General features: G+C 62.7%; 6 protein-coding genes. All 6 read left to right on the forward strand.

Going from position 1 to position 25,392, the window contains the following annotated elements:
• The 6 genes from ONV78_RS17055 to ONV78_RS17080 are packed head-to-tail and all read left to right on the forward strand — an operon-like array spanning position 1 to position 25,328.
• On the forward strand, positions 1 to 4,593 hold the full coding sequence (locus ONV78_RS17055) for an AMP-binding protein (protein WP_279504897.1): 4,593 nt from the start codon (positions 1 to 3) through the stop codon (positions 4,591 to 4,593).
• On the forward strand, positions 4,590 to 5,843 hold the full coding sequence (locus ONV78_RS17060; RefSeq protein ID WP_279504898.1) for an ACP S-malonyltransferase: 1,254 nt from the start codon (positions 4,590 to 4,592) through the stop codon (positions 5,841 to 5,843). Before ONV78_RS17055 ends, ONV78_RS17060 begins: the two co-directional genes overlap by 4 nt.
• Positions 5,840 to 9,160 (forward strand): AMP-binding protein, encoded by a 3,321-nt coding sequence (locus ONV78_RS17065; RefSeq protein ID WP_279504899.1) that lies wholly within the window; start codon positions 5,840 to 5,842, stop codon positions 9,158 to 9,160. Before ONV78_RS17060 ends, ONV78_RS17065 begins: the two co-directional genes overlap by 4 nt.
• A complete protein-coding gene (locus ONV78_RS17070; protein ID WP_279504900.1) occupies positions 9,157 to 15,705 on the forward strand; it encodes a type I polyketide synthase in 6,549 nt (2,182 codons plus the stop codon). Before ONV78_RS17065 ends, ONV78_RS17070 begins: the two co-directional genes overlap by 4 nt.
• Positions 15,698 to 18,826 (forward strand): serine hydrolase, encoded by a 3,129-nt coding sequence (locus tag ONV78_RS17075; protein ID WP_279504902.1) that lies wholly within the window; start codon positions 15,698 to 15,700, stop codon positions 18,824 to 18,826. The genes ONV78_RS17070 and ONV78_RS17075 overlap by 8 nt, the downstream gene beginning before the upstream one ends.
• Entirely contained in the window at positions 18,816 to 25,328 is a 6,513-nt protein-coding gene (locus ONV78_RS17080; RefSeq protein WP_279504904.1) for a non-ribosomal peptide synthetase, read from the forward strand. The genes ONV78_RS17075 and ONV78_RS17080 overlap by 11 nt, the downstream gene beginning before the upstream one ends.
• Positions 25,329 to 25,392 lie beyond the last annotated feature (64 nt).

Raw genomic sequence — 25,392 nt, forward strand, 5'->3', positions numbered from 1 at the left:
ATGAATAAGCTGACATTTGAGTTGTCCCGGTCGCAACAGACCGTTTTCAAGATGGAAGCCTTTCATTTGTCCGGGCGGCGCTTTTATCTGGGCGGCGTGGCGCGCATGCATGGCGGTCTGATGCTGGAGCGTCTGGCGCTGGCGGCTGAAGCGGTCGTTCACGCCGAGGATGTCTTCCGCATTGGCTTTGTCGCCGATGCGTCCGACACGCAGTGGCGGGGCGTGCGTCATGAGGCGCCACTGGCGGACGTGCAAAAGGTGGATTTCAGCCAGCATCCTGATCCGGAACAGGCGTTCTCCCAGTGGGCCGAGCGTCAGCTGCTGCTGGAAGAGGATCTGTCGCGAACGCCGATCCGCGTCTTCGCCGTCCAGTATCGCGACCAGCAATCCGGCTGGTTCGTGAAGGCCCACCACGCCGCGGCAGACGGCGCCGCGCTGGCGTTATTAATGGAGCGTCTGGCGGCGGCGCTGGAAGGCGACGCCTGTGGGCAGGTCGGGAGCCCTGCTTTTTCCGTCATGGCGGAGCGGGAGCAGGAGTACGAAGCGTCTCCACGGTGGCGCAGGGACGCGGAATACTGGCGCAGCCTGTTCGGCGAATCCGCTCCCGCCGCTCTGCAAAGCAGCCGCCAGCCCATTGGCGACTACCGGGGCGGGGAAGCGCGCAGCAGGCGCGTGCGCCTGTCTTTGCGCGCCGATCAGAATGCATTGCTGGGTCAGTTCAGAGCGGGCGGCGGTTCCGTGTTCCGTTTGTTTTTCGCCGCCGTCGCCTATGCGCAAATGGTGGTGGAAGACGGCGATGCGGTCCTGGTGCAGGCGCCGATGTTGAACCGCTGGAGCGAGGACGAAAAACGCGCCATTGCGATGGCCGTGGCGCCAGTGCTGGTTCCGGTATCCCGTGCGGCGGGCGAGACCGTGGCGGACTGCTATCGCGTCCTGCGCAAGGGGCTGCAAAAAGCCCTGGCGCATTCCCGATACGCCCCCGGCGCGCGCTGGGGAGACTTCGCCTCACAAGACTGGAAACGGGTCATTCCTGCGTTCGGCGTGTCCTATCAGACCGGCGCGTTTCAGCCTTCCGTCTCTGGCGCGCAAGTGGAAATCGACCATTTGCAGGCGGTGGAAGCGCTGTTCGCCACCCTACATATTCATGATCGCTTCGAGGATGGAAGCATCACGCTGGAAGCGGATTTTCGTCGCCAGTGGTCGGAGCCTCAATGCCGCGCCTTTCTGCAGACGGTAGTGGACTACGCCATGGAAGCGGCTGAGGAAGTGATGACCGCCGCGGAAACAATATGTAAAACGCATAAAACACATAAAACGCGTAAAACCCACGAGACGGAAGCTGCGCAGTCCGTTGCAGAAACCATGACGCCTATTGGCGCGCGCATTCGGGACGCTTTCCAGCGTTACTCCGACCACCTGTTATTCAGCGCAGGCCCGGATGACGCTCCTATTTATTACCGCCAGGGCTGGGACTGGATGTGCGGGCTGCGCGAACACCTTCGTCAGCAGCGCGGCGGCGACGATCGGCCCGTCATGATTCTTGGGCGCCGCACGCCGGCGACAGTGCTGGCGTATCTGGCGTGCCTGATCGATAACATCACCGTGGTTCCTGTTTGTCCCACGACGCCCGCGGCCAGGCTGTTAACTATCGCCCGAAATTCCGGGGCGTCTCTGTGCCTGTACGTAGCGCCTGATCAGAGTCTGGCGGAAAGCCTGGAACTGCCGTTGGCGCTGCTGGACATGTCCATTCCGCTGGAATGGTCGACTCACAAGGCGTCAGAGTCATCGGTTTGGTCCGCAACAACGGCGCCGACGCCGGACGCCCTAACGGACGCAGTCCAGGATAAACCAGCTTATATCCTGTACACCTCAGGCTCGACGGGAGAGCCCAAAGGCGTGGCGATTTCTCCTGTGGCGCTGGCGCATTACGCCGTGGCGGCCGCCAAGGCTTACGCGGGAGAGCAGCCGTTCAATACGCCGTTGTTCACCTCCTTTGGATTCGACCTCACGCAGACCAGCATTCTGGTTCCTGTTCTGTCCGGCGGGTTTATGCAGCCTCATGAACAGGATATTCGCGATAACCCCGCGTTACTGCGGACGCTGCTGGCCGACGAACGCTTGTCCGGGGTGAAATGCACGCCCTCCCATTTGTCTCTGCTCACGGAGCACAGCGTTCCGCGGCGCCACCCGCTGACCTTTGTGGTCGGCGGCGAAAACCTGTCCGAGGGGCTGGTGCGGCAGGCGTTGCGCGTTTTCCCCGCCGGCAGCTGCGTGGTGAATGAATACGGTCCTACCGAAGCGACGGTGGGCTGCTGCATTCATACCCGTCACAGTTCGACTGTAGCCGCCGAAGACAGCGGAGGCGTCACGCCCATTGGCGCGCCGCTTGGCGCTGCGCTGATGTCGGTGCGCGACGCCAGAGGCGAGCCCATGCCGCAAGGATTTCAGGGCGAGTTATGGATCGGCGGCCCGGTGCTGGCGGAGGGTTACCTCAACAACCCCATGCAGACTGACGCCAAATTCGTGCGCAGTCGTCAGGACGGACATCGCTGGTATCGCTCCGGCGACCTGGGCGTAAAAGACGCCCAGGGCCAGCTGCACTGTCTCGGGCGCATCGATGAAGAATTCAAGGTGCGCGGTTATCGCATTCATCCCACGGAAATCGAAAAAGCGGTGGAAAGCGCGCTGGCGGCGCTGGGTGCGGAGGATCGCCAGGGCAAAATAAAAGCGTTGAAGCTGGCGGCCGCCAACGCCTCGCATGCGTCGGACGGGGCAGGCGAGAGTCGCGAGCTGGTGGCGCTGTGCAGCAGCGAACCGATCCCTCACGACGACCCGGATTTTCAGGCGCGCCTGCAGGACAGACTTCCCGACGCCTGGCTGCCCGGCCTGTATTGCACGGTGGAGCCCTGGCCGGTCAACGCCAACGGCAAAGTGGATATGAAGGCGCTGACGGCGGCGGCTCACAGCGCCCTGGCGGCGACGCTGACGCCCTCGCGCAGCATCGGCGGGCAGAACGCCGACGCCGCACAAACCTATTCGCTGCCTGAGTGGTTGAATGACGACTTTTTCGCGCCGATCTGGCCCCAGGGCGTGGACCTGAAGGCGTCGTTCCTGGCGCTGGGGGGCGACTCGATCAAAGCCATCCGTCTGGCGGCGCTGCTTGCGAAGCAGGGCGTCCGCGTCGGCGCAGGGGGGCTGTTGTCCATGGCCGCCCTGGGCGCCGTGCTGGAGAAAGCCTGCGCTAACAGTCAGACGCAGAATGCCGGTGAGGCCATCGCCATTGAGGACGTCGATGCGAACTGGATCACCCATCTGCCCAGCGTGCGCTGGATGCGGGAGCAAGGCTTTCACTATCCGAATCGCCTGCAACAGGGGGTGACCCTGGCGGCGCCGTCGTCCCTGACGCCGGAGCGCATTCACGCCGCCGTTCAGGCGGTGCAGGCGCGTCATAAAATCTTTGCGCTAAGAACCAACGCCGACCTTAGCGCCTGTCATTTTGAGTCCGCCTCAACCTCGCTGGCCGTACATGAACTGGCGATAGGGGAGTCGCTCATGGCGCGGTTGCGTAAGTTGCAGGGCGCAGTCAGCCTGCAACATCAGCCCAGCGTTCATGAAATTGTTTACGACCCTGCGTCGGACCAGAACTATCTGATCTGGGTGTGCCATCACCTGATTTGCGACGTGCATTCCTGGATCTATTTACTGGACGAACTGGATCAGGCCCTGAGCGACGCGACTACCGCCAGCGGAGAAGTAGAGGCTGGCGCGTTCCTGTGGGGGAAATGGTTGCGCGATCACGGCGGTGCGGCGCAAATGGCGCACTGCGGGGAGGCAACAGCGACGGCGGAGCCGGTCAGATTGACGCTGACGCTGTCGGGCGCGGACATTCAGGACATGGAGCGGCGGCTTAAGGCGGAGCGCACCCAGTTGCTCGCCGCCGCGCTGATGGCGGCGCTGGATGAAGACAACGCCAGTCCGGCGCAGCCTGTGGCGCTGTTTGAACATCACGGTCGCGTTTTTTCGGAAGCGAACGTTCCCCACGAATGGGACGGCGCGCTGGCCAATGCGGTGGGCTGGTTCACTGGCTTTCATCAGGTGAGCCTGAATCCGCTTGCGCAAGGCGCGTCGGCGCAGTTGCGAGAGATCAAGTCCCGTTGTTGCGACGGACGCCAGAACTGGTTCCGTCACCTGAGCGCGCAGATTCAGCGAGTCAGACCTTTGCTCTGTATCAACGATATTGGCGGTGGACTGAGCGGGCAGTGGCGTCACTTCACGCTGACGCCGGCGTTGTCCGGGGGCTTCCGCCATCCGCAGGAACGCAGTGTGGCCGACTTCGACCTGCTGGTGTTTGACGAGCGCGAGTCCGGTGCGGTTTGCGTGGAATTGCGTCTAGGCGTTCCCGGCGCCAGCGAGGCGCGCGCCATCCAGTACCTGACGCAACTGAACGCCGGACTGTCAGCCTGGCGCGATGCACTGCTGGGCGAGGGCGACGCGATTTCTGCCGCGCCGTCCGTCCTGCTTCCCTCGGATTTTCCCTTTTGCCAGCTCTCACAGACGGAGCTGGATCTCATCATTAACGGAGCCGCAGTATGAGAACCGCTATGGATTCAGCTAAAACCGTCTTTCTTTTTCCCGGAGTGGGCGCCCAGCAGCCGGATATGTTCGCCGAATTCCTGGTCTATCCCGAGTATCGGGAGCGCCTGCAGGAAGTGTCGGAGCTGTCCCAGGTCAACCTGCAGGAGGTGATTCACGGCGAGCGCCGCGACGCGCTGAAACAGGTGCGCATCGCTCAGTTGGCGCTGACGGCGACCACCGTCGCCATCGCCGATATATTGCGCAAGCACGGCGGGCTGGTTCCCGATTTCGTGATGGGACACAGCCTGGGGCAATATCCCGCCATGTGCGCCGCCGGCTATCTGGATCTGGCTACGCTCACTCAGGTGGTCAATCTGCGTTCCGAAATCGTCGAGGCCTGCGCGCGTCAGTTTGATCAAGGCGAAATGTGCTGGGTGCTGCACGCCCCCGCCGCGACTGTCGCACAGGAAGTGGAGAAGGCGAGAGCAGAGGACGGGGTGAATATCTATATCTCCGCCATAGACGCCTTCGATCAGGCGACGGTCTCTGGAGAAATGGCGGAGATTCGACGTTTTGCGCCCCGGATGGAGGCTTTGGGCGGTCTGCTGTATCCCCTGAAGATCGGCGGACCTTTCCACTCTCCGCTGATGGCGGAGGCGCGTGCGCAACTGGAGCGCGAGCTGGACTTCCTGCCGACCGCGCAACCGGTCGAGCAGCTGTCCCGCCTGGTCTGTAATGTGAGCGGCGCGGAAACGCCGGCGGCGGAGATAAAAACGTCCATCCTGCAACACCTGACGTCGCCGGTGCAGTGGTTGCGGAGTTTGCAGTATGTGGCGCAAAACGGCGTCACCCGTTATCTGGAAATTTCCCCTAAATCCGTCCTGAGTTATCTTACCCAGCGCGCGAACCTGCCTATGCAATCGGTTTGTGAACCGCAGGACCTGTTCGCCTTCGCACAAACGATGAGCGCGCCGCAGAATCGCCGCGAGCAGTTTCTGCAACGCTGCTGTTATCACTTGTACAGCGCGAAACTGCCGGTTCTGGATGATCCCGGCGCCCTGCAACAGCTGCGACGCATCAGAAACGAAGTAAAGGAGACGCTGGCTGATGCGGACCGCCATCAGGATCAAGACGACAGACAGGCCGCCTTCATCCACGCCCGCACTCAGCAGTGGCTGAACATTATCGAAGACGCCGGAGCCGTCTCTCTGGCCATCGACAAGCGTAGGCTGCAGCACCTTTATGACGCGGCGGAGCGCTGCGCATGAAGTCGTCAAACTACATTGAGGAGTTGCTGCAGGCGACTCCGCAAGCGAGTGGTTTGCTGTTTCATGCGTTGAAGGACGGCAACAGCGCCTATCACATTGGCGTGTCCTTTACTCTGAACACGCCGGCGAGCCAGACGGAGATTGGCGACCTGTGGCGGCGAATCCAGGCGGCGCAGCCCGCTCTGCGATCCGTCTTCCTGTGGCGTGGCCTGCGCACGCCGCATCAGGCGGTGTACGCGGCGCCCCGCATTGCTTTGGACTATTCGCCTCTCGCTGCGTCAGACCACAAAGCCCGCTGTCTCGACTGGCTGGCGCAGTCCAAGGCGCGGCCGTTTGAGCTGGACGCCGAAGTGTTCCGCATCACCTGCCTGCATGACGTTGCAGCAGGAACGCTGAGCATCGCTTTCTGTTTCCATCACATACTGATGGATGGCTGGAGCAGTTCATTGCTGGTCTCCCTGTGGATGCAGGGCCTGCGTGGCCAGCCTATCCCGCCGCTGGCGTCGCGGCTGTATTCGCAGCAGCTTTGGAAAGGGCTTGACCCGGAAGCGCTGCAACGCAGTCGGGAGTATTGGCGCGATGCGTTGCAGGACGCTGACGACAGGGATGTGGCCGTCACCACAAAATTATTGGATGAACCCCTGTTCCGTCGTGCGACATCAAAATCAAACCCTGACGACGCGCCGCTCGCAGAGATTACCGCAAAAGCCGGGCGTTTGTGGCCGCAAGAGCGTAAGGCGGAGATTGAGGCGCTGTGCCGTCGCGCCGGCGTGACGCCAGCGAGTTTTGTGTACCTGTGTTGGGCGCTGACCTTAAGCAAACTTACCTTTCAGAAAACCGTGGCGTTCGGCTGCGCGTTTTCCGGGCGCGAGGCGGCGTTGGCGCAGAATGCAGAGCAGCAGCCGTTGGGACTGTTCACCAACACGACGCCGCTGTTGCTGACCCTGGACGGGGCCTGGACTCTGGAAAAGGCGCTGCGCGCGATGTTCCAGACCTTGCAGCGCACTCAGGCCCACGAAAAAACGCCGCCGTTGCTGATCCGTGAAATCGCGGGTCAGAGAGAAGAGTTGTATGACTCGTTGGTCGTGTTCGACAACTATCCTATCGACCCCAGTTTGCAGGACGCGTCCTACGTCACCAGCCTGACCGATCTGCATACCGAGGAAACCACCCATTTCGGCCTGACCCTCACAGTTTCCGGCGCGGACGCCTGGAAAGTCGAGTTAAGCGCGGGCGAAACCTTCAGCGGCGATCCCGCTGCAGTGACCGCGGCGTTTCACGCCTTCGACAGCCTGGCGGCGGATCTGGTCGCGCAGGCGGACGACGCGCCGATTGCGGACTGCCTGTTACAGCTGGTCCCGGATCAGGCGCAGGCGTGCCATCTGGTGGCGGGAGCGACCACGGCAACGGCGGACATCAACGCCGCCTTGCAGGGTATCCGTCAACGTCTGATCGAGGCGCCGCATCACGTCGGACTGATCGACGGCGAACGCCGCATCAGCCACCGCGAACTGGCGCAACGCATCGCCGGCGTGCAGGCGCAATTAGCGCGCGCCGGCTTTGTGGTCGGCGACCGGGTAGGCGTGCATGCGCCGAAAGGCGAGGGATCGACGGTGGCGATTCTGGCGATCCTGTTCAGCGGCGGCAGCTACTTTTATCTCAACCCGAAAGACCCGACGTCGCGCAAGCAGACCTTATTGGAGCTGGCAGGCTGCGGCATCGTGCTGTGCGACGCGGCTCTGATCGCCGAATTAGGCGCGGATAGCGGCTGTCTTCTATTGGAAATAGAGGCGTCGCTGGCGACGCAAACGGACAGCAATGTCCCGTCCCCACTGCCGGCGTTTTGGTCGCAACGGCGTCCCGAAGACGAGTTTTATTTTATTTTCACCTCCGGCACCACCGGCGCGCCCAAAGGCATCTCCATTCGCAACGAGTCCGTCGCGAATCTGCTGGACTGGTTCATTGGTGAAACCGGCCTCACCCAGGCGGACCGGGTGCTGGGACTGACGGATCTGAATTTCGATCCCAGCGTGGAAGACCTGTTTGGCAGCCTCTGCGTGGGCGCTACGCTGATATACCCCGCGCCACTGGTTTTACAGGACCGCACGGCGTTTATCCGCATGATGCAGGAGACAGAGGCGACCCTGGTCAATTTCATCCCCGGCGCCATTGCGCCGTTGCTGGAAGACGCTCCCATACTGCCCGCCATGCGGTTGTGGATCTTTGGCGGGGAAGAACTGCCGTTGCGCTTGCGGGATCAGCTGCTGGGCCAGGGATATGCGGTGAGCAACCATTATGGCCCCAGCGAGACGACCGTGGACTGCCTGAGCGCCAGACAAACGCCGGATACGGCGGTCGCCATCGGCTGGCCTATTCAGAACGTCGTCGCCTATTGCGCGGACATATTCGGCAAGCCGCTGCCTCCCGGCGTACGCGGCGAACTCTGGGTGGCGGGGCGCGCAGTGGCCCGAGGGTACGCCACAAACGCGGTCGAGACCGCCAGAGCCTTCGTCAACTATCAGGATCAAAGTTTCTATCGCACCGGAGATGCGGTGACTTTTTCTCCGGCGAGCGGATTCAACTATCTGGGACGCATCGACGATCAGGTGAAAATCAACGGCGTGCGCATAGAACCCCGCGAGCTGGAGCGGGTGGTGGAAACCATGGCGGAGGTGCAGGCCAGTTGTCTGCTGCCGGTCCGCGGCCCGGGCGGGAAGCGGCAATGGCGGCTGTTCGTCGACAGCGCTGCGCCAGCGGCGCAACTGGAGCCCCGTGTTCGCGAGCACATTCGCCGACATCTGCCGGAGTCCTGGACCCCGTCGCGAATTCTGGCGGTGAATGGTTTTGCGCGTACGCTCACCGGCAAGATCGACCGCCGGCGGCTGCTCGATATCGCCGACCGACAGGCCCGGGAAGACGCCCAGACGGCGGCTGCGCAGGCGCCGCTGACAGACCCGGTGGAGGCGCAGGTGCAGGCGGTCTGGCGTGACATTCTGGAGACCCCGGTAGTGGCGTCGGACATCAACTTTTTCGACGCCGGCGGCGACTCCATCAAAATTATTACCCTGCAATCGCAACTGCAGCAACGATTCGCCCGGGACATTGGCGTGGCGGTTATTTTTGAGCATCCGACCATCGCCTCCTTCGCCGCCTGGATCAGGCGCAGCGAAGCGTCCGCAGAGCATACCGGCGCGCAGACGGACCCGGCTGACGCCGGCGCTGCGTCCACCCAGGCACATATCCTGTCATCCGCCCGTTCCGGCAAGAACCGGCTGGCCGACAGACGGCGTAAAGTAAAAGGAAGTTCAGTATCATGAAGCGAGAATTTAGCGGTAACGAAGTCGCCATAATTGGTATTTCCTGCCGATTCCCCCAAAGCCCCGACTGGCGCGCGTTCTGGCGCAATCTTCTGGCGGGCCGCGAGCTGGTGTCATTTTTTTCCAGGGACGAACTGTTGGCCGCCGGCGCGCCATCCGAGCTCATCGACCTGCCCAACTACGTGCCGGCCAAAGCCGCGCTTGAGGATGCGGAGTGCTTTGATTATGAGTTCTTCGGCTATTCGCAGCGGGAAGCCCAGAAAATGGACCCGCAATTGCGGGTGCTGCACGAAGTCAGCTACAACGCCTTTCTCGACGCCGGGCTGAATCCTGGCGCGTCCTCTCTTAACGCCGGCGTGTTCATCGGTTCGACGCTGAACATGGAGCGGCTGGAGCAGTTCGCGGGCGCCAGTCAGGACATCGCGGAAATGTTCGACGTCGGCAACTACAACGACCCCGCCGCTTTCGCCACGCAGATCGCCTATCGAATGAAACTGCAGGGACCGGCGGTGCATGTGCAGACCGCCTGTTCAACCTCGCTTTCCGCCGTGCACCTGGCCTGCAAATCCTTGCTGGCGGGAGAGTGCGACATGGCGCTGGCTGGCGGCGCCTGCATTACGGACCCGGTGGCGGGGGGCTACCTGTACCAGAACGGCATGATCCTGTCGCCGGACGGTCACTGTAAGACTTTCTCGGATCAGGGCCAGGGCACGGTCAACGGCAATGGCGTGGGGGTGGTGTTGCTGAAGCTTTTGGAAGACGCTTTGGCGGACGGCGATCCGATTCATGCGGTGATCCTGGAGTCCGCCATGAACAACGACGGCGCTCGCAAGGTGAGCTTTGAAGCCCCCAGCGTGCAGGGGCAGGCGGATGTCATTTCCCAGGTGTATCAACTGGCGGATATTCCGTTCTCCAGTCTGGGCATGATCGAAGCCCACGGCACCGCCACGGTGCTTGGCGACCCCATAGAAATCCAGGCGTTGAACAAAGCGGCGCAAGCGTTGACGCCGCCGGAGCAACTGGCGCAGTTTCGTTGCGCCATCGGCAGCGTAAAATCCAACATGGGGCATCTGGATGCGGCGGCGGGCGTCGCCGGTCTGATTAAGGCCGCCTTGAGCGTTCGCTACGGCAAAATTCCCCCCACACTGCATTTCGATAAGCCCAATCCCCATCTGGAGCTGGATAAAACCCCTTTCTGGGCCCCGACCCAGGCGGCGGACTGGCCCTCCGCACAGCCCATTCGCCGGGCGGGAGTCAGCTCATTCGGCATCGGCGGCACCAACGTGCATGTATTGCTAGAGCAACCGCCGCGCATCGAGGATCTGGACGCAGCCAACTCCGTGGAGACAGCGGTGAAGACCGCCGAGACACAGACGGCGCAGCGGCATATCCTGCCGTTGTCGGCGTCGTCGCCGGCGGCGCTGGCCCGTTTGGCGCAAGCCTACGCTTTGCATCTGGACCTGGACCTTGCAGAGGGCGGCGCGGATCTGTCGCTAATCGCCCGGCAGTTGCAGGACAACCGCAGCGAGTATGCCTCTCGCGCGGCCTTTGTCGCCACCGACGGCGCGGACTGGAAGCAGCAACTGGACGCATGGCAATGGACGGACGGCGCCGAGATGCCCAGAGACGAGCAGGTCTGGCTGTTCCCGGGTCAGGGATCGCAATCCGCGCAAATGGGGCTGCGTCTGGCGGCGGAATTTCCCGAATTCGGCGAACTGTATTTCCGTCTGCTGGAGCAGGCGGCGCAATTGCTGATCACAGAATTGGGCGCACAGCCCGGCGCTGAGCGGGATGTCCTGATCGAACGCCTCAAGCAGCCGGAATCCCTGTCGACGCTGTATCTACAACCGCTGATTTATGCGCTGCAAACCGCCCTGGGCGTCTGGTTGCGCGAGATGGGCTGTCAACCGGCGGCGTTGTGCGGCTTCAGTCTGGGTGAATTCGCCGCGGCGGCAGTCGCAGGCGTTTTCACCCCGGAAGAGGGGATGGCGCTGGTGGTCGCCCGCGCGAGGTTGATGGACGCCACGCCCAAAGGCGCAGTGTTCGCCGTGAGCTGCAAGCAAGGCTTTGACGACCCGTTGCCGGCTGAGCTGTGGCGGGTTGCAGAACTGAGTCCGGGAACCTGGACGTTGGCGACCTCGGAGGAGGGCGCTGCGTCGGCGGAAGCCTGGCTGACGCGTCAGGGACTGACATTTAAACGTGTGGCGGTGTCCCACGCCTTCCATACGCCGTTGATCGAACCGGCGGCGCGGGCGTTCGGCGAATTGCTGCAATCCTGCGCGCTACAACCGGCGCAGTGCGTCATTTTCTCAACCGCCACGGGACGCAAGCTCGACGAGAGCGACATGTGCGATCCGCAATACTGGGTGCGGCAAATGCTGTCGCCGGTGCAGTGGGGCGCGGCGCTGGCGGAAGTGAATGCGGCGTTTCCTGATGCGCTCTATACGCAAATCGGAACCGGCGTGGATTTGTTGCAGCATGCGCGTAAATGGCTGCGTCTGCAGGCGTCAAGATTGACGCCAAGTCTGGGCGCCGCGGGCGTGGAGCAAGAGGCGACGGCGCTACGCCAGTTCATCGCCAAAGCCTGGTCCCAGGGCGTGCGCATCGCCTGGTCGCAGCTGTACCCACAGCAGGCGCGGGATCAAGAGAGCCTGCGCAGCCATCTGCCCGGGCACGCCTTTGAGCGTCGCGTCTGCGCGCCGCTGGCGAGCGCTGTTGCGGCGGCTCCCAGGCAGAACGCCGACACGGTAGCCTCATTGTTCTTTGGTTCGCATTTTTATGGACAGGAATGGGAAAGCATTGGCGCGCAACCGCCCGAACGTTTGGCGATGGATGAAACCCCGGATACCTGGATTATCTGTCGTCAATTGACGCAACGAGAGCGGGATCTGGCGCAGGCGCTGGAAACCCACAACCAGCGCTGCGGTGTGATCGAGTACGGCGAGTGGCGAGGCGATTTCAGCAATATCCATGCTGAGTTGCAGGACTGGCTGACGCAGCAGGGGTTGCGGGCGTCCGCGGCGATGGACGTGATTGTCACCGGGTTGCTGGATGACCTGGACGCCACACAGGCGCAATTCTGGGCGTTCTGGCTGCCGGTGGCGCTGGCCAGGTGGAGCGCGGCGCAGCCGTCCTCGCCAAAATTAAGACTGGTATTTCCTACCGTCGGCATGGCGGCCTGGGAGGGAACGGAAACCCCGAGCGCGGAAAAAAGCCAGTTGCTGGGCCCATTGCTGATTGCGCCGGAAGAATACACGGATCTGTCAGCCCTGTGCATAGACCTGACGAGCGGACAGGCGGACGGGGAAAGCGTCGCCTTGGCTCTAAAACCCTGGCTGGAAAACGGCTGGCGCGGCGGCCAGTTCTATTGCTTGCGACGCGATGCGTTCTGGCGTCGACGTGTGAGCGCACGGATACAGGAGCAACCTCTGGCGCGCGCGCTCCCAGACATCAGCCGTAACAGCTGGGTGCTCATCACCGGCGCCAATGGCGGCATGGGCGCGGCGATTGCGGAGCATCTGGCGGAGGTCTACCACTGTCATCTGCTGTTGCTGGTACGTAAGTCTTTACCGCCGCGACGGGACTGGTCGGCGGAGATCGCCGGTCAGAGCGCCAACGCTGAGTTTCTGCAATGGGTGCTGAACCTTGAATGCAAAGGCGGCCGCGTCACCTTGCTGCAGGGAGATCTTGGCGACGAAGCGACCCTGAACAAGGCTTTCGCGCCGGTGTTCCAGCTCGCGGCGCAGGGCGTTGGCGTCGACTATGTGTTCCATACCGCCGGTCGCGGCGAAGGCGCCATGATGCAGATGCGCTCGGAGGCGGAATCCCTCGCCACCCTGGCGCCGAAAGTCACGGGAACCCGTTTCCTGTGCGACAACCTGGAGCGGCTGGGGAAACCGACAATGTTGCTGTTCTCCAGTCTGGGCAATTTACTGCCGAAGGAAAAGGTCGGGCAGGTCGCCTATGTGGCGGCCAACGCCTGTCTGGAGGCTTACGCAGAGCAGGTGCGCCGACGGGGCGGCCGCGCCCTGGCCATCGCCTGGGACGACTGGGCGGAATCCGGCATGGCGACGCGATCGGCGCAGCAACTGGACGCCGCCCTCAAACAGCCTGTGCGGTCCGAAGCGGAGCATGCCTTGCTGTGGCGCCGCCCTCTGGACGCCAGGCGGGACTGGTGGCTGGACGAGCACCGCATGGACGCCGCCACAACGGTGATGCCGGCCATGGGCATGGTGACCTTGGCCCATCGCGCCGTCGCTGAGCAAGGGCTGGCGCAACGGTTTTCTCTGCACGGCGTCGCCATTGAAAGGCCGCTGGTGGTGCAGGACGGAGTGGCGTTAGACGTGGCGGTGGCGTTTTCCGATGACCGCGCCGCTTTCACGATTTTCTCCGGCGTTGGCGCATTCTCCACCGAGTCCTGGACCCGCCACGCAACCGGCAAAATCCGCCTTGACGACAGCGCGATTTCATCGCAACAGGCGGGCCCGGAGCCAATTGGTGGCAAGGAGTCAGTGGGTGACGAGGAGCCCGTTGGGCGGAGGGAGCCTCTGTTCCGCGCTCGTGATGGCGTCGGCGTCAGCCCCAACGGCGCGCTGGCCTTCGGACCGCGCTGGCGCAATGTGATTGCGGTGGATCGCGTCGCCCCCGACGCCGTCGCCGTGCAATTGCAGTTACCGGCGGCTTATCAGGGCGAGGCGGCGACGGAGGGTCTGCATGTCGCATTGCTGGACACCGCCACCCTGATCGCCTCTCCGGAGCAGGAGGACGCGCAATATGCGCCGGTGTCCATCGGCGCGTTCACGCAGTATGCGCCCATGGGCGACCGGGTCAGAAGCTGGGTGCAGGTCAGCGATCTGGGCGCCGGCAAATTGCTACAGGTGAAAATCTATTCGGATACGAACGCCTTGTTGGTGGCGATCGACGATCTGCTGCTGGTGGATGCGTCGGAGGCGTTACGCAGTAATGACTCGGCCCGTCATGCCGTCATGCGTTTACGCAATGGCGACGCCCGCGACGGCAATTTCGCCTTCGAATCCCGCCAGGAGCAGCGCCGGGAGCCGGGCCCGCTGGAGGTGGAGATTCAAGTCAGGGCGGCGGGACTTAACTTCAAGGATGTCTTGATCGCCCTGGGAGTTTTACCCGCGCCGTCCGACCCGAGCATGACCTTCGGCCAGGAAGCGGCGGGCGTCGTCACTCGGGTCGGCGCGGAGGTGACGAAAGTTCGCGTCGGCGACCGCGTGATGTGCGCGGGGCATAGCTGCCTGGCGGAGCACGTCATCATGCCGGAGAGAGTAGTGGCTCTTATCCCCCCAGTGCTCGGATATCAGCAGGCCGCCGGTGTCCCTGTCGCGTTCACCACCGCCTGGATCGCTCTGAAGCATGCCGCCAATCTCAAACGGGGCGAACGCATACTGATCCATTCCGCCGCTGGCGGTGTGGGCATGGCGGCCATGCAGATCGCGCTGCATCTGGGCGCGGAAGTCTGGGTCACCGCCGGTACGGAAGAGAAACGCAATCTGCTGGTGAGTCTGGGCGCCAAGGGCGCCGCCAATTCCCGCACGCGGGAGTTTGGCGAGGCGTTCCGACGTCAGCTCGGCGACAGACCGTTCCAGGTGATACTCAACGCGCTGGCGGGAGAACTTCTGGAAGAAAGCGTGTTTCTATTAGCGCCGCAAGGTCGTTTTCTGGAGCTTGGCCTGCGGGACATCCTGCAGGATTGGAAGCTGGGATTGTCGATTTTTGCGGAAGGCGGCAGTTTCCACGCAGTGCAAGCCGGGGCGGAGCATCCTGCTTACAAAGAAGCCTGGGCTGAGGTCGTGGCGCTGCTGGAGCGGGAGGCGCTGAGACCGCTGCCCACCAAAGCCTACGCCGCCAGAGACATCGCCGACGCGTTTCAGTTTATGGCCCAGGGCCGGCACATCGGAAAGATCGTCATTGCGATGGAGACGCGTTCGGAGGAGCGAAGCTTCGCCGCCAAACTGCGGGAAGAGGGCCTGTCGAACCAGGAAGGTACGCAAATTGCCTTGGCGATGGCGACCCTGGCGCGCCAGACCTCATCGTCTTTTGCCGCTGTCTCCAAACTGCCGATCGGCGTCGTGCTGGAGAAACAACTGAGCACTCAGCAGATGCTGTTCAGCGCCAGCGCTTCCCAGGGCGCGCCGGACGCCGCCGATGAGGCGGAATCTCTGGCGGGGGCAGACGCGGAAACGCTGCTGACGGCGATGCGCGCCATGCTGGAAAGCTTCCTGGGCACGGACGGGCTGGATGTGGACGCCAGCTTCTTCAACCTGGGGGCGACCTCACTGGATCTGATCCAGTTCGCCAAGCGGCTGGAGCAAAGGCTTGCCCGTGAGATTCCGGTGGCCCTGCTGTTTAAAGCCGCCTCCCTGCGTGAGCTGAGCAAGGAACTGGCGCCGGCGGAGTCTGCGTCGGTCGATCCTGCGCCGTCCGCACAGGCGGACCTTGGCGACAAGCGACGGGCGTTGCAGGCTCGCCGTAAGTTGCGGGGCGCGACCCAGCGTCAGGAGAGCGAAGTCAATGAATAATGTCGGCTTAATCCGCATTGGCGTTCTTCTGATCAGCCTCCTGTTTGCGTTGACGGGGCGCGCGTTCGCCGACATGGCGAGCGTCAAGCCCGCGGCGGATCTGGCGCAGACGGTCAGCGAGCTGACCCGGCGCTGGGACGCGTCGCAGATCCCCACCGGGGGACTGAGCGTGGTCGTCAATGGCCAGGCGCACACGCTGCGTCTGGGTGAGCAGGAAGCCGGCGTATTCGAACTGGCTTCCTGCTCGAAAGCCTTCACCGGCCTGTTGATCGCCGTGTTGGAGCAGGAAGGCGCGTTGAGCCGGCAGGATGCGATCACACGCTGGATTCCGGAGCTGAATCAGCGCCCGGAATTGGGATATTCCGCCATTCGCCTGAATAATCTGCTGTTTCATAGCAGTGGCCTGTCCGGGGATACCCTGGACCTGCTGCGTCCCAGCGACGCCGCCAACGCTCTGGAGCAATTGCCGGGCTTGTTGCGGGACACGCCGCTGACTTATCCGGTTGGCGCCAAAGAGGAGTACGCCACGCTGAACTACAGCCTGTTGGGGCTGGCGGCGGAACGGGCGACGGGGAAATCCTTCGCGACCCTGTTACGGGAGAAAATCTTTCTGCCCCTGGGCATGAAGGACACCTTCGTGGAAGGCGACCCCGCCGCCACCGCGCCGCGCATACCGGGCTATAAGCTCAGCTTTACCGTCGCCAGACCGTATGAAGCGCCGCGCTATCTGCAAAACACTCCGGCGGGATATATCCTCAGTACGCCGGAGGACATGGCGCGGTGGTTGCAGTTTCTGCTGCAGCCGCCGCCCAAACCAAGCGACGCGCGTCTGGACGTCCTGCAATGGGCGTTGCAGCAGGCGAAACGTCCCTATGGCGGCGACAGCGACTCTGGCTACGCCTACGGGTGGGATGTCGAGGCGGGCGCCACCACCAGTTGGAGTCATCCGGGACAGAACCCCAACGCCGGCGCCTATGTGGCGTTCGACCCGCAAACCGGAGTCGGCGTTGCGCTGCTGGGCAACAGCAACAGCCCGCAAGTGATTCAGCTGGGCCGGGCGGTCTTCGAACACCTGCGCGGCGCGTCGCCGCAGCCTCTGCCGGAGCGCTTCGCCGCAGATACGGGAGACTGGGGCGCGACCGTCGCCGCCGTGGTTTTCTGGTTGTGCGCGCTGCTGACGCTGCCTGTACTGCGGCGTCTGCAAACGCGTTCCGCGGAGCCGGTGGATGGCGAAGCCAAGGGCTCCCAGGTAGGCGCGGACATTGTGCAGGAAAGTTTCGTGCAGTCTGCGGAAAGGGTGAGCTGGCGCGCATTCCTGGGACGCCTGCTGGTGCTGAACGTCGCGCTGGCGTCGGTGCTGATAATCGCGCCCCCTCTTACCCTGGGACTGGGATGGGCGAACCTGCTGGTGTGGGGCCCAACAAGCCTGCTGGCGGCGGCGGCGGGACTGGTTGTCTGCGTCAACGCTCTGAGCCTGTTCTTTTTCCAGGCGTCCCGTCACAGCGAACAGTTCGACAGCAAAACCTTTTCGTCGCTGATGATCGCCAAAGTGGTCGGCCTGACGGTGGTTTCCGGTCTGCTCAACTCGGCGCTGGTGTTGTGCATCATCCAGGCGATTGACAGCCCGGCGGCCAATCTGGCCTACAGCGCGGCGCTGTTGTTCAACTGCATCTATTTCTATATTTCCGCCCGCAAGGCCGCGGAACTGCAGATTATGCGATTCGGCCACGCCTTCGTGCAGGGCTGGCGCATGGAGATCATTCGTAAGCTGCTGGAGTCGGATTATAAAAGCGTTGAACGCCTGTCCCCCGGCAAAATCCAGTCTGTGGTGGGTGAAGATTCCCAGGAGCTGGCCAAAAGCGTGCTCGCCTTTGTGCCGTTCTTCGCCAACCTGCTGACGATTGTGTTTCTGTTCGCCTATCTGATGGCGTTCAAATCCGCGATGGCGACCTCCATTCTGCTGGCCTGCGCGGTTCCCATGATTGGCCTGTACTACTACGTGTCCGAGCGCGCCAACCGCATCATGCCGCAGGCGTTGCAGACCCGCAGTGAGTTCATGGACACCGTCGAAGACCTGCAGAAGGGCTACAAAGGGCTGCGTCGTGAAGCGGTGAAGCGCAGTTTTTACCGCCATGCCCAGGCGGTGTCAGACCGCTTCAAGGCGTTGCGAATTCAATATGATCGCGGATTCTTGAGCGCGTTCTTCATCGGCGAGTCATTGCTGACGGTGCTGCTGGTGGCGGTGGCCTTGCTGTTTCCGTTGCTGATTTCCCAGTTCGACGGAGCGGCGTCGAAAGAGTATCTGATCATCCTGCTGTATCTGATCGGACCCCTGAACGCGGTCATGTCGGCGATGCCCGAACTGGTGCGGCTGCGCAGTCTGATGCGCAACATGGTGGCGTTCAGTCAGTCCATTCAGAGCGCCGAGTCCGGCGCGGCGGGCGCGTCTCTGCAACCGGTCAAAACCCTGCAACTGGACGGCGTTCGCTTCAACTATCCCGCGCCGGGCGGGGAAAGCGAATGCTTCGGGGTCGGGCCGGTCTCCATGACGGCGGAAAGCGGCAAGGCCTACTTCCTGACAGGCGGCAACGGCTCCGGCAAGAGCACCCTGGCGATGATTCTGGCGGGCCTCTACGCCCCCGCCCAGGGCGCGCTCAGGATAGACGGCGTCGAGGTGTCGCAAAGCCAGTTGCTGGAGCACACCCGCGCCATATTCAGCGACAACTGGCTGTTCAAGCGGGTATACGATCCCGCCCTGATCACGGCGCGGGACGCTATCAACCGCAACATTGCGCTGCTGGGAATGGCGGATAAGTCCACGCTGCTGGACGACGGCGCCTTCGACAACATCAAGCTGTCCACTGGGCAGCGTAAACGCCTCTCGTTGGCCATGCTGCTGGCGGACCCCAGTCCGGTGGTGGTGCTGGATGAATGGGCCGCGGACCAGGACCCGCGCTCCAAATCCCGGTTCTACAAGGAATGGGTCCCTATGTTGAAAGCCCAGGGACGCATCGTTTTTGTCGTGACCCATGATGATGAGTATTTTTCCGAGGCGGACGCCCTGATCACCATGAAAAACGGTCAACTTATTGAGTTTAAAGAAGATAGTTATGTTTACTAAATCGTTGTTAGACAGTAATTCTGGCCATCTCGACCAAACCGACCCGGGTACGGACGCCGTCGCGGACGATTGCGTGCACGATCTGTTCGAGCGTCAGGCGGCGCGCACCCCGGATGCCGTTGCGCTGCGTTTTGGCGCGCAAACCCTGACCTATGATGCGCTGAACCGCCGCGCCAACAGGCTGGCGCATGAACTGCGCCGGCGTTATGGCGACGAACTCGCGGTAGTGGGCGTCTGCCTGGATCGCGGCATAGACGCTATCGTCGCTGTTATCGCCGCGTTAAAAGCCGGAGCCGCCTATGCGCCGGTGGATATGAGTTATCCGCTTGAGCGTCAGGCCTATATTCTGCGCGACTCCAATGTCTCGGTGGTGATTTCCAGCGGCGAGATTATCCGCACGCTGCCCGAAACCTTCGCCTTCCTGGATATGGACGCCTATGACTTTTCCGGCGACGCAAACGACGACGAGGCGCAGAATCCACCCCGCGCCTGCACGCCGGAGGATCTGGCGTACCTTATCTATACCTCCGGCTCCACGGGCGCGCCCAAAGGCGTGTGCATGCCCCACAAAGCCCTGGTGAACTTATTGGTCTGGCAGATTCGCGAGCAGGGCGATTACGCGGGCAAGAAAACCCTGCAGTTTTCCCCGCTGAGTTTTGATGTGTCGTTCCAGGAAATCTTCGCCACGCTGGCCAGCGGCGGTGAGCTGGTGTTGATGGCCAATGAACTGCGTCTGGACCCTGTGGCGCTGTTATCATTGATTGAGTCGCAGCAGGCGCAACGGATATTCCTGCCCTATGTTGCGCTGAACAGCCTGGCGTTGGCGGCGGTGGCGGAGGATCGCTATCCCGGCGGGCTGCTTGATGTAGTGACCGCCGGCGAGCAGCTGGTGATCACTCCCGCCATCAGGCAATTCTTCAGCGCTTTACCCAACTGCCGTCTGCATAACCACTACGGTCCGTCGGAAAGCCATGTGGTGACGTCGCACACGCTGAGCGGACATCCCCGGCAATGGCCGGATCTGCCCTCAGTGGGGGCGGCCATCGATCAGGTTGAGCTGTATGTGCTGGACGAGAACAACCGTCCGCTACAGGACGAAGCGCCGGGTGAGCTGTGCATCGGCGGGCTGCAACTCGCCTATGGTTACCATCAGCGTCCGCAGGAGACCGCCGCCCGGTTCGTCGATATCGATGTGGACGGCGGCGGGCCGCGACGTCTGTATCGCACAGGGGATCTGGCGCGATGGCGGCCGGACGGGCTGCTGGACATTCTGGGTCGCATCGACTTTCAGGTCAAAATACGCGGCTACCGGGTTGAACTGGGTGAAGTCGAAGCCATGCTGATGCGGCATCCGGCGGTGCGCGATGCGGTCGTGGTGGCGCAGGGAGAGGATGCGGACAGCAAATGTCTGGCGGCTTTCGTGCTGGTTTCGGAGCGTGCGCAGCAACGCCAGACGTCAGAAGGCGTTCAGGAAAGCATTCGCCGTTATATGCAGGAGCAGGCGCCGGACTACATGAGGCCCGCTGCGGTGGTCATCATGGAGCGTTTCCCGTTATCCGCCAGCGGCAAGGTCGACCGTAAAGCCTTTCCGGTCATCGCCCACAGGGCTGCGAACAACGGCGACGCCACGCCTCCAGAAACTGCGCTGGAGCGCCTGCTGGCGGAGGTCTGGAGCGAACTGCTGGGGGGGCAGGACATCGGCCGCAATGCGCACTTTTTTAACCTGGGCGGCCACTCACTGCTTATCGTAAAAATGATGCTGGCGCTGCGTCGTCGCGGCTTCATCGTGGATGCGCACACCCTGTATCAGCACCCGGTCCTGGCGGATCTGGCGACGCAGCTGCGGCGGTTTGATCCGCAGCAGGGGGCGGCGACTTCGGCGGCGAACGAAACCCGGCCGACGTTGTGGTCGCAACTGAGTCTGGAGGAACAGACCGCCATCGCCGCCGTCACGGGCGGACCCGCCAATATCAAGGACGTCTGTCCTTTGGGGCCGCTGCAGCAGGGCATGTTCTATCATGCTCTCGCCAATCCGGCGGCGGACCCTTATGTGTTATGGCAGGCGACCCGGTTCGCCAGCGCTGTTCTGTTGCATGGCTATCTGGATGCGTTGCGCAACACTATCTCCCGGCACGACGCTTTCCGCGTCAGTATTGCCTATGAAGGGCTGACGCAACCGCTGCAGGTGGTTTGGCGAGAGGTGCCGTTGGCCGTAGAGGAAGTGCATGCGGAACGGGAGGGCGAAGACGCCGTGACCGCCCTGAAGCGACGCTGCGCTACGTCCGCGCAACGCTTCGATATCGCCAGGGCGCCCCTGCAGCGTTGTTATTACTGCTATGACGCCCAGAACGGGCAATGGGTGTTGCTGCACCTGCTGCACCACTTGGCCGTGGACCACGCCACTGTAGAAAAAATGCTGCAGGAGATAGAAGCGCAAATGCTGGGGCGGCCGCTTGCGCCGGCGTCCGCCGTGTCGTTCTCCGAAACCCGGTCCGGCCTGTATTCCGATGTCGACGTTGAGGGGCGCAAAGCCTTCTTCGACGACATGCTGCAGGACTATGAACCGGGGCCGGCTCCCCTTGGCCTGGAACAGTATCTGACCGGCGAGGATGCGGTTACGGAAGCCTGGCGCTCGCTTTCTCCGGCGCAATCCGCGCAGATACGGCGGCAGGCCAGGGCGCACGGCGTCAGCGTCGCGGCGATTATTCATCTGGCCTGGGCGCAGGTAGTGGGCAGCCTGAGCGGGCGTGATGACGTGGTGTTCGGCACGGTGCTGCTGGGTCGCATGTTCGCCGGCGACGAAGCGGAAAGCGCCATGGGGCAGTTCATCAACACGCTGCCGATTCGTCTGCGCCTGGGCTCGCTGCCGGTGCTGGAAGGATTGTGGAACGCCCAGGACAGGCTGATGCAACTGGTGAAACATGAACAGGCCTCCCTGGCGCAGGCGCAAAAGTCCGCGCAGATTCAGGGCGAGACGCCATTGTTCACGACCATGTTGAACTACCGTCACAGTGACGTGCGCAACGTTCCGTCAGCGGACCCGTTTCAGGCCCTCAATCCCTCCGCTGTGGCGGGCGTCAGCTACTCCGGCGTGATGGAGCGCACCACCTATCCAGTGTCGGTGAATGTGGACGATTTTGGCGATGATTTTGTGGTCAACGCGCAGGTGGCGCTGGGACATGATCCGGAGCGGGTGTGCGACTTTTTTGAGACGGCGCTGCGGGAAATCGTCGACGCCCTGGAGGCGGCCCCTGAAACCCGACTTGGCCGCCTGAGCGCCATGCCCGAGCAGGAACGTGATCTGGTGGTGCGGCGCTGGAATCAGACCCAGGCCGACTTTCCCAGTGAGGCCTGTCTGCACTGGCTGATCGAAGCGCAGGCGGCGCGCACGCCGGACGCGGTAGCGGTGGAGTTCGGCGAAGAGGCGTTGACCTATGCGCAATTGAACCGTAGCGCCAATCAACTGGCGCGCTATCTGAGGGAAGATGTGGGCGTCGGGCCGGACGCCATCGTTGGCGTCTGCGTGGAGCGCAGCCTGGAGATGGTGACGGCCTTGCTGGCGGTGTTGAAAGCCGGCGCCGCCTATGCGCCTCTGGACCCGCATTATCCCGGCGACCGTCTCGACTACATGCTGCGCGACGCCGCTCCGAAGGCGGTGCTGACTCACGCTCAGGCGCCCGCGGACGTTAATGCGCTGCTGGCGGCCTATGCCGTAGAGCGCGACGCGCGACTGATTGACCTCAACGCAACGGCGGCCTGGGAGCAAAAGCGCAACGTAGATCTGAGCCGCGAAGAAACGGCGGTGAACGCCTCTCATCTGGCGTATGTCATTTACACATCCGGGTCCACCGGGCGCCCGAAAGGCGTGATGAACGAACATCGCGGCGTGGTGAACCGTTTGACCTGGATGCAGAAGGCCCACGCTTTGACGGCGGAGGATGCGGTGCTGCAAAAAACGCCGTTCAGCTTCGATGTCTCCGTGTGGGAATTCTTCTGGCCGTTGATGTACGGCGCGCGCCTGGTGGTGGCGAAGCCGGAGGGGCACAAGGACCCGGTGTATCTGAGTGACCTGATTCGCGCCCGTCGCGTCACCACCCTGCATTTCGTGCCATCCATGCTGTCGCCGTTTCTGGATCAGGCGGCGGCCAGCGTCAGCGACAGCCTGCGCCATGTGTTTTGCAGCGGCGAAGCCTTGCCTGCTCAAAGCGTGCGCCGGTTTCGGGAGCGATTCCCCGGCGTTGAACTCTATAACCTGTATGGACCGACCGAGGCCGCCATTGACGTGACGGTCTGGGATTGCGTGGGCAATGAGGTCGGCGCGACGGTTCCCATCGGTCGCCCGATCGACAACATCCGCCTCTATATTCTCGATCCGCACCGTCAACCCTGTCCGGTCGGGGTCGTTGGCGAGTTGTATATCGCTGGCGTGGGCGTGGCGCGGGGCTATCTGAATCAACCCGAGCTGACCGCCGAAAAATTCGTCGCCGCGCCGTTCTGCGCTGATGCGGGGCGCGCCATGTATCGCACGGGCGATCTGGCCCGTTTTCTACCTGATGGCGATATTGAGTACCTGGGACGCAATGACTTTCAGGTCAAGCTGCGCGGTTTTCGCATTGAGCTGGGCGAGGTGGAGGCGGCGATTGCGTCCCACGCCAGCGTCAAGGAATGCGTGGCGCTGGTGCGCGAAGATGCGCCGGGAGACGCCCGTCTGGTCGCCTATATCACGGCGGCGCCACTGGCCCTGGCGAACGCCGAAGACATGGACGCTCAGGCAGACGCGTTGAATCTTGCGCTGCGGGAACATCTGCAAGACCGCCTGCCGGCGTTCATGATTCCTTCCAACTTTATCTGGCTGGCGACTATGCCCGTCACCAGCAATGGCAAACTGGATCGCAAAGCGTTGCCGGCGCCGTCTTTCAGCGCCGCGGCTCCTTCTGAGGCGCTAGCGCCCAGAGACGGGGTGGAGGCGAGGCTGGCGCAACTGTGGCGCGCTCTACTCAACACCGACGCCATTGGCCGTCAAACGCACTTTTTCGAAGCTGGCGGACACTCCTTGTTGGCGGTGGCGCTGATGGCGGGCATTCAGCGGGAGTTCAATCTCGCTTTGTCCCTGAGCGCGATCGTGGCGCATCTGGATTTGGAAAGTCAGGCTAAATTGATCGAAGCAGAATTGGTCCGTTCTCAGGCGGAACAGACTGCGGACGCGCAATCAGCGACATTCATGTCAGCGTCAACTACGCCGCCTGCTTCGACTCAGTCGCCAGCGTCCACTCAATCGTCAACCCGGGGCATCCGGGCGCTGCCTGCGCAAAGGGCGATTTACAAGGCGGTGAAACTGCATCCCGGCGATCTCAGCAACAACAGTTTCGTGGCGCTGGCGTTTGATGCGGAGCCGGATCTGAAACTACTGCGCAACCTGCTGCAAACGGCGTTTTCACGCCATGAGAGTCTCAGCGCGCAGTTTACGCTGGCGGAAGGTGAGCTTTTCCTGCGCCCCGCCAAACGCTTCCTGTTTCGTCTGGAAAAACGGCAAAGCCTGGGGAGTCTGGAAGAGGATGTGCGCGACTTTGTGCGGCCGTTTTCTCTGGAAGATGGCGTAAACGTACGCGGTCGCTGGGTGTCCGATGCACAGGGCGGCGTGTTGTTGCTGGATTTCTCTCATGCCTGCATTGACGGCTCGGGACTGACCCAGGTTCTGCATGAGCTGACGACGGACGCCCCTCAGTCCGACGCCGGCGGCGATCTGAGCGCGTACTCCGAGTTGTTCTACAGCCCGGCTTTCGCCGCTCAGCGACGCACGCACGCGGATTACTGGCTGGCGCAACTGCAGGGCTGGGCGCCGACGTCGCCGGCGGTCGCTGCTCAACCGCGCACCGGCGCCTGGCTGGTCTCTGTGGGCGCCGACTGCAAGGCGCGTATCGAAGCGCTGACCGCCAGACTGAAGATCAGCGTTCCGGAATACTTCATGGCGGTGTTCACCCAGTTCAAGAGCGGGCTCGACCAGCAGGCGGAGCAACTGGTCTCCATGATCTTCCACGGCCGCGACAATCTGGCGCAACAGACGGTCATCGCGCCGCTGATGACCCTGTTGCCTGTGCGGGTGGCCATGGCGTCGGAGCAGGGGAGCGGCTTGTTGCAAGAGGTGTCCGCGGCGGTTCGCGAGGCCTGTCGCCATTACCTGTACGATGCGGAAAACCTCGGCGCCCGTCATCCTGACCTGTCCAGAGAGGCGCTGTATCCCTCCGCCTTTTTCGGCTACTTCAATAAAGACGGCTTTACCGGCCGCATCGCCGGAGTCCCTTGTCGCCAGCTTGAGCTGGCCGGCGTGGCCGGAGCGCAGTCGCAGTGGAGCCTGACCTGCGAGGTGGCGGAACATGACGCCGGTTTTGACATCCGGCTGGAGGCGTTGGCGTATCGCGCCGAGGCGGCGCAGGAAGACTGGGGCGCCCGCTTCCAGCAGGCATTGCGACGCATCCTGGAAGGCGAGTCTACGGAACAATGAAACGGGTTCTGATAAAAAACCACGTACTAGCAGGCAAACACGGATAAGCAGAAAGACATGGAGA

Source organism: Hahella sp. CR1 (genome assembly GCF_029813005.1).
Classification (GTDB): Bacteria; Pseudomonadota; Gammaproteobacteria; order Pseudomonadales; family Oleiphilaceae; genus Hahella.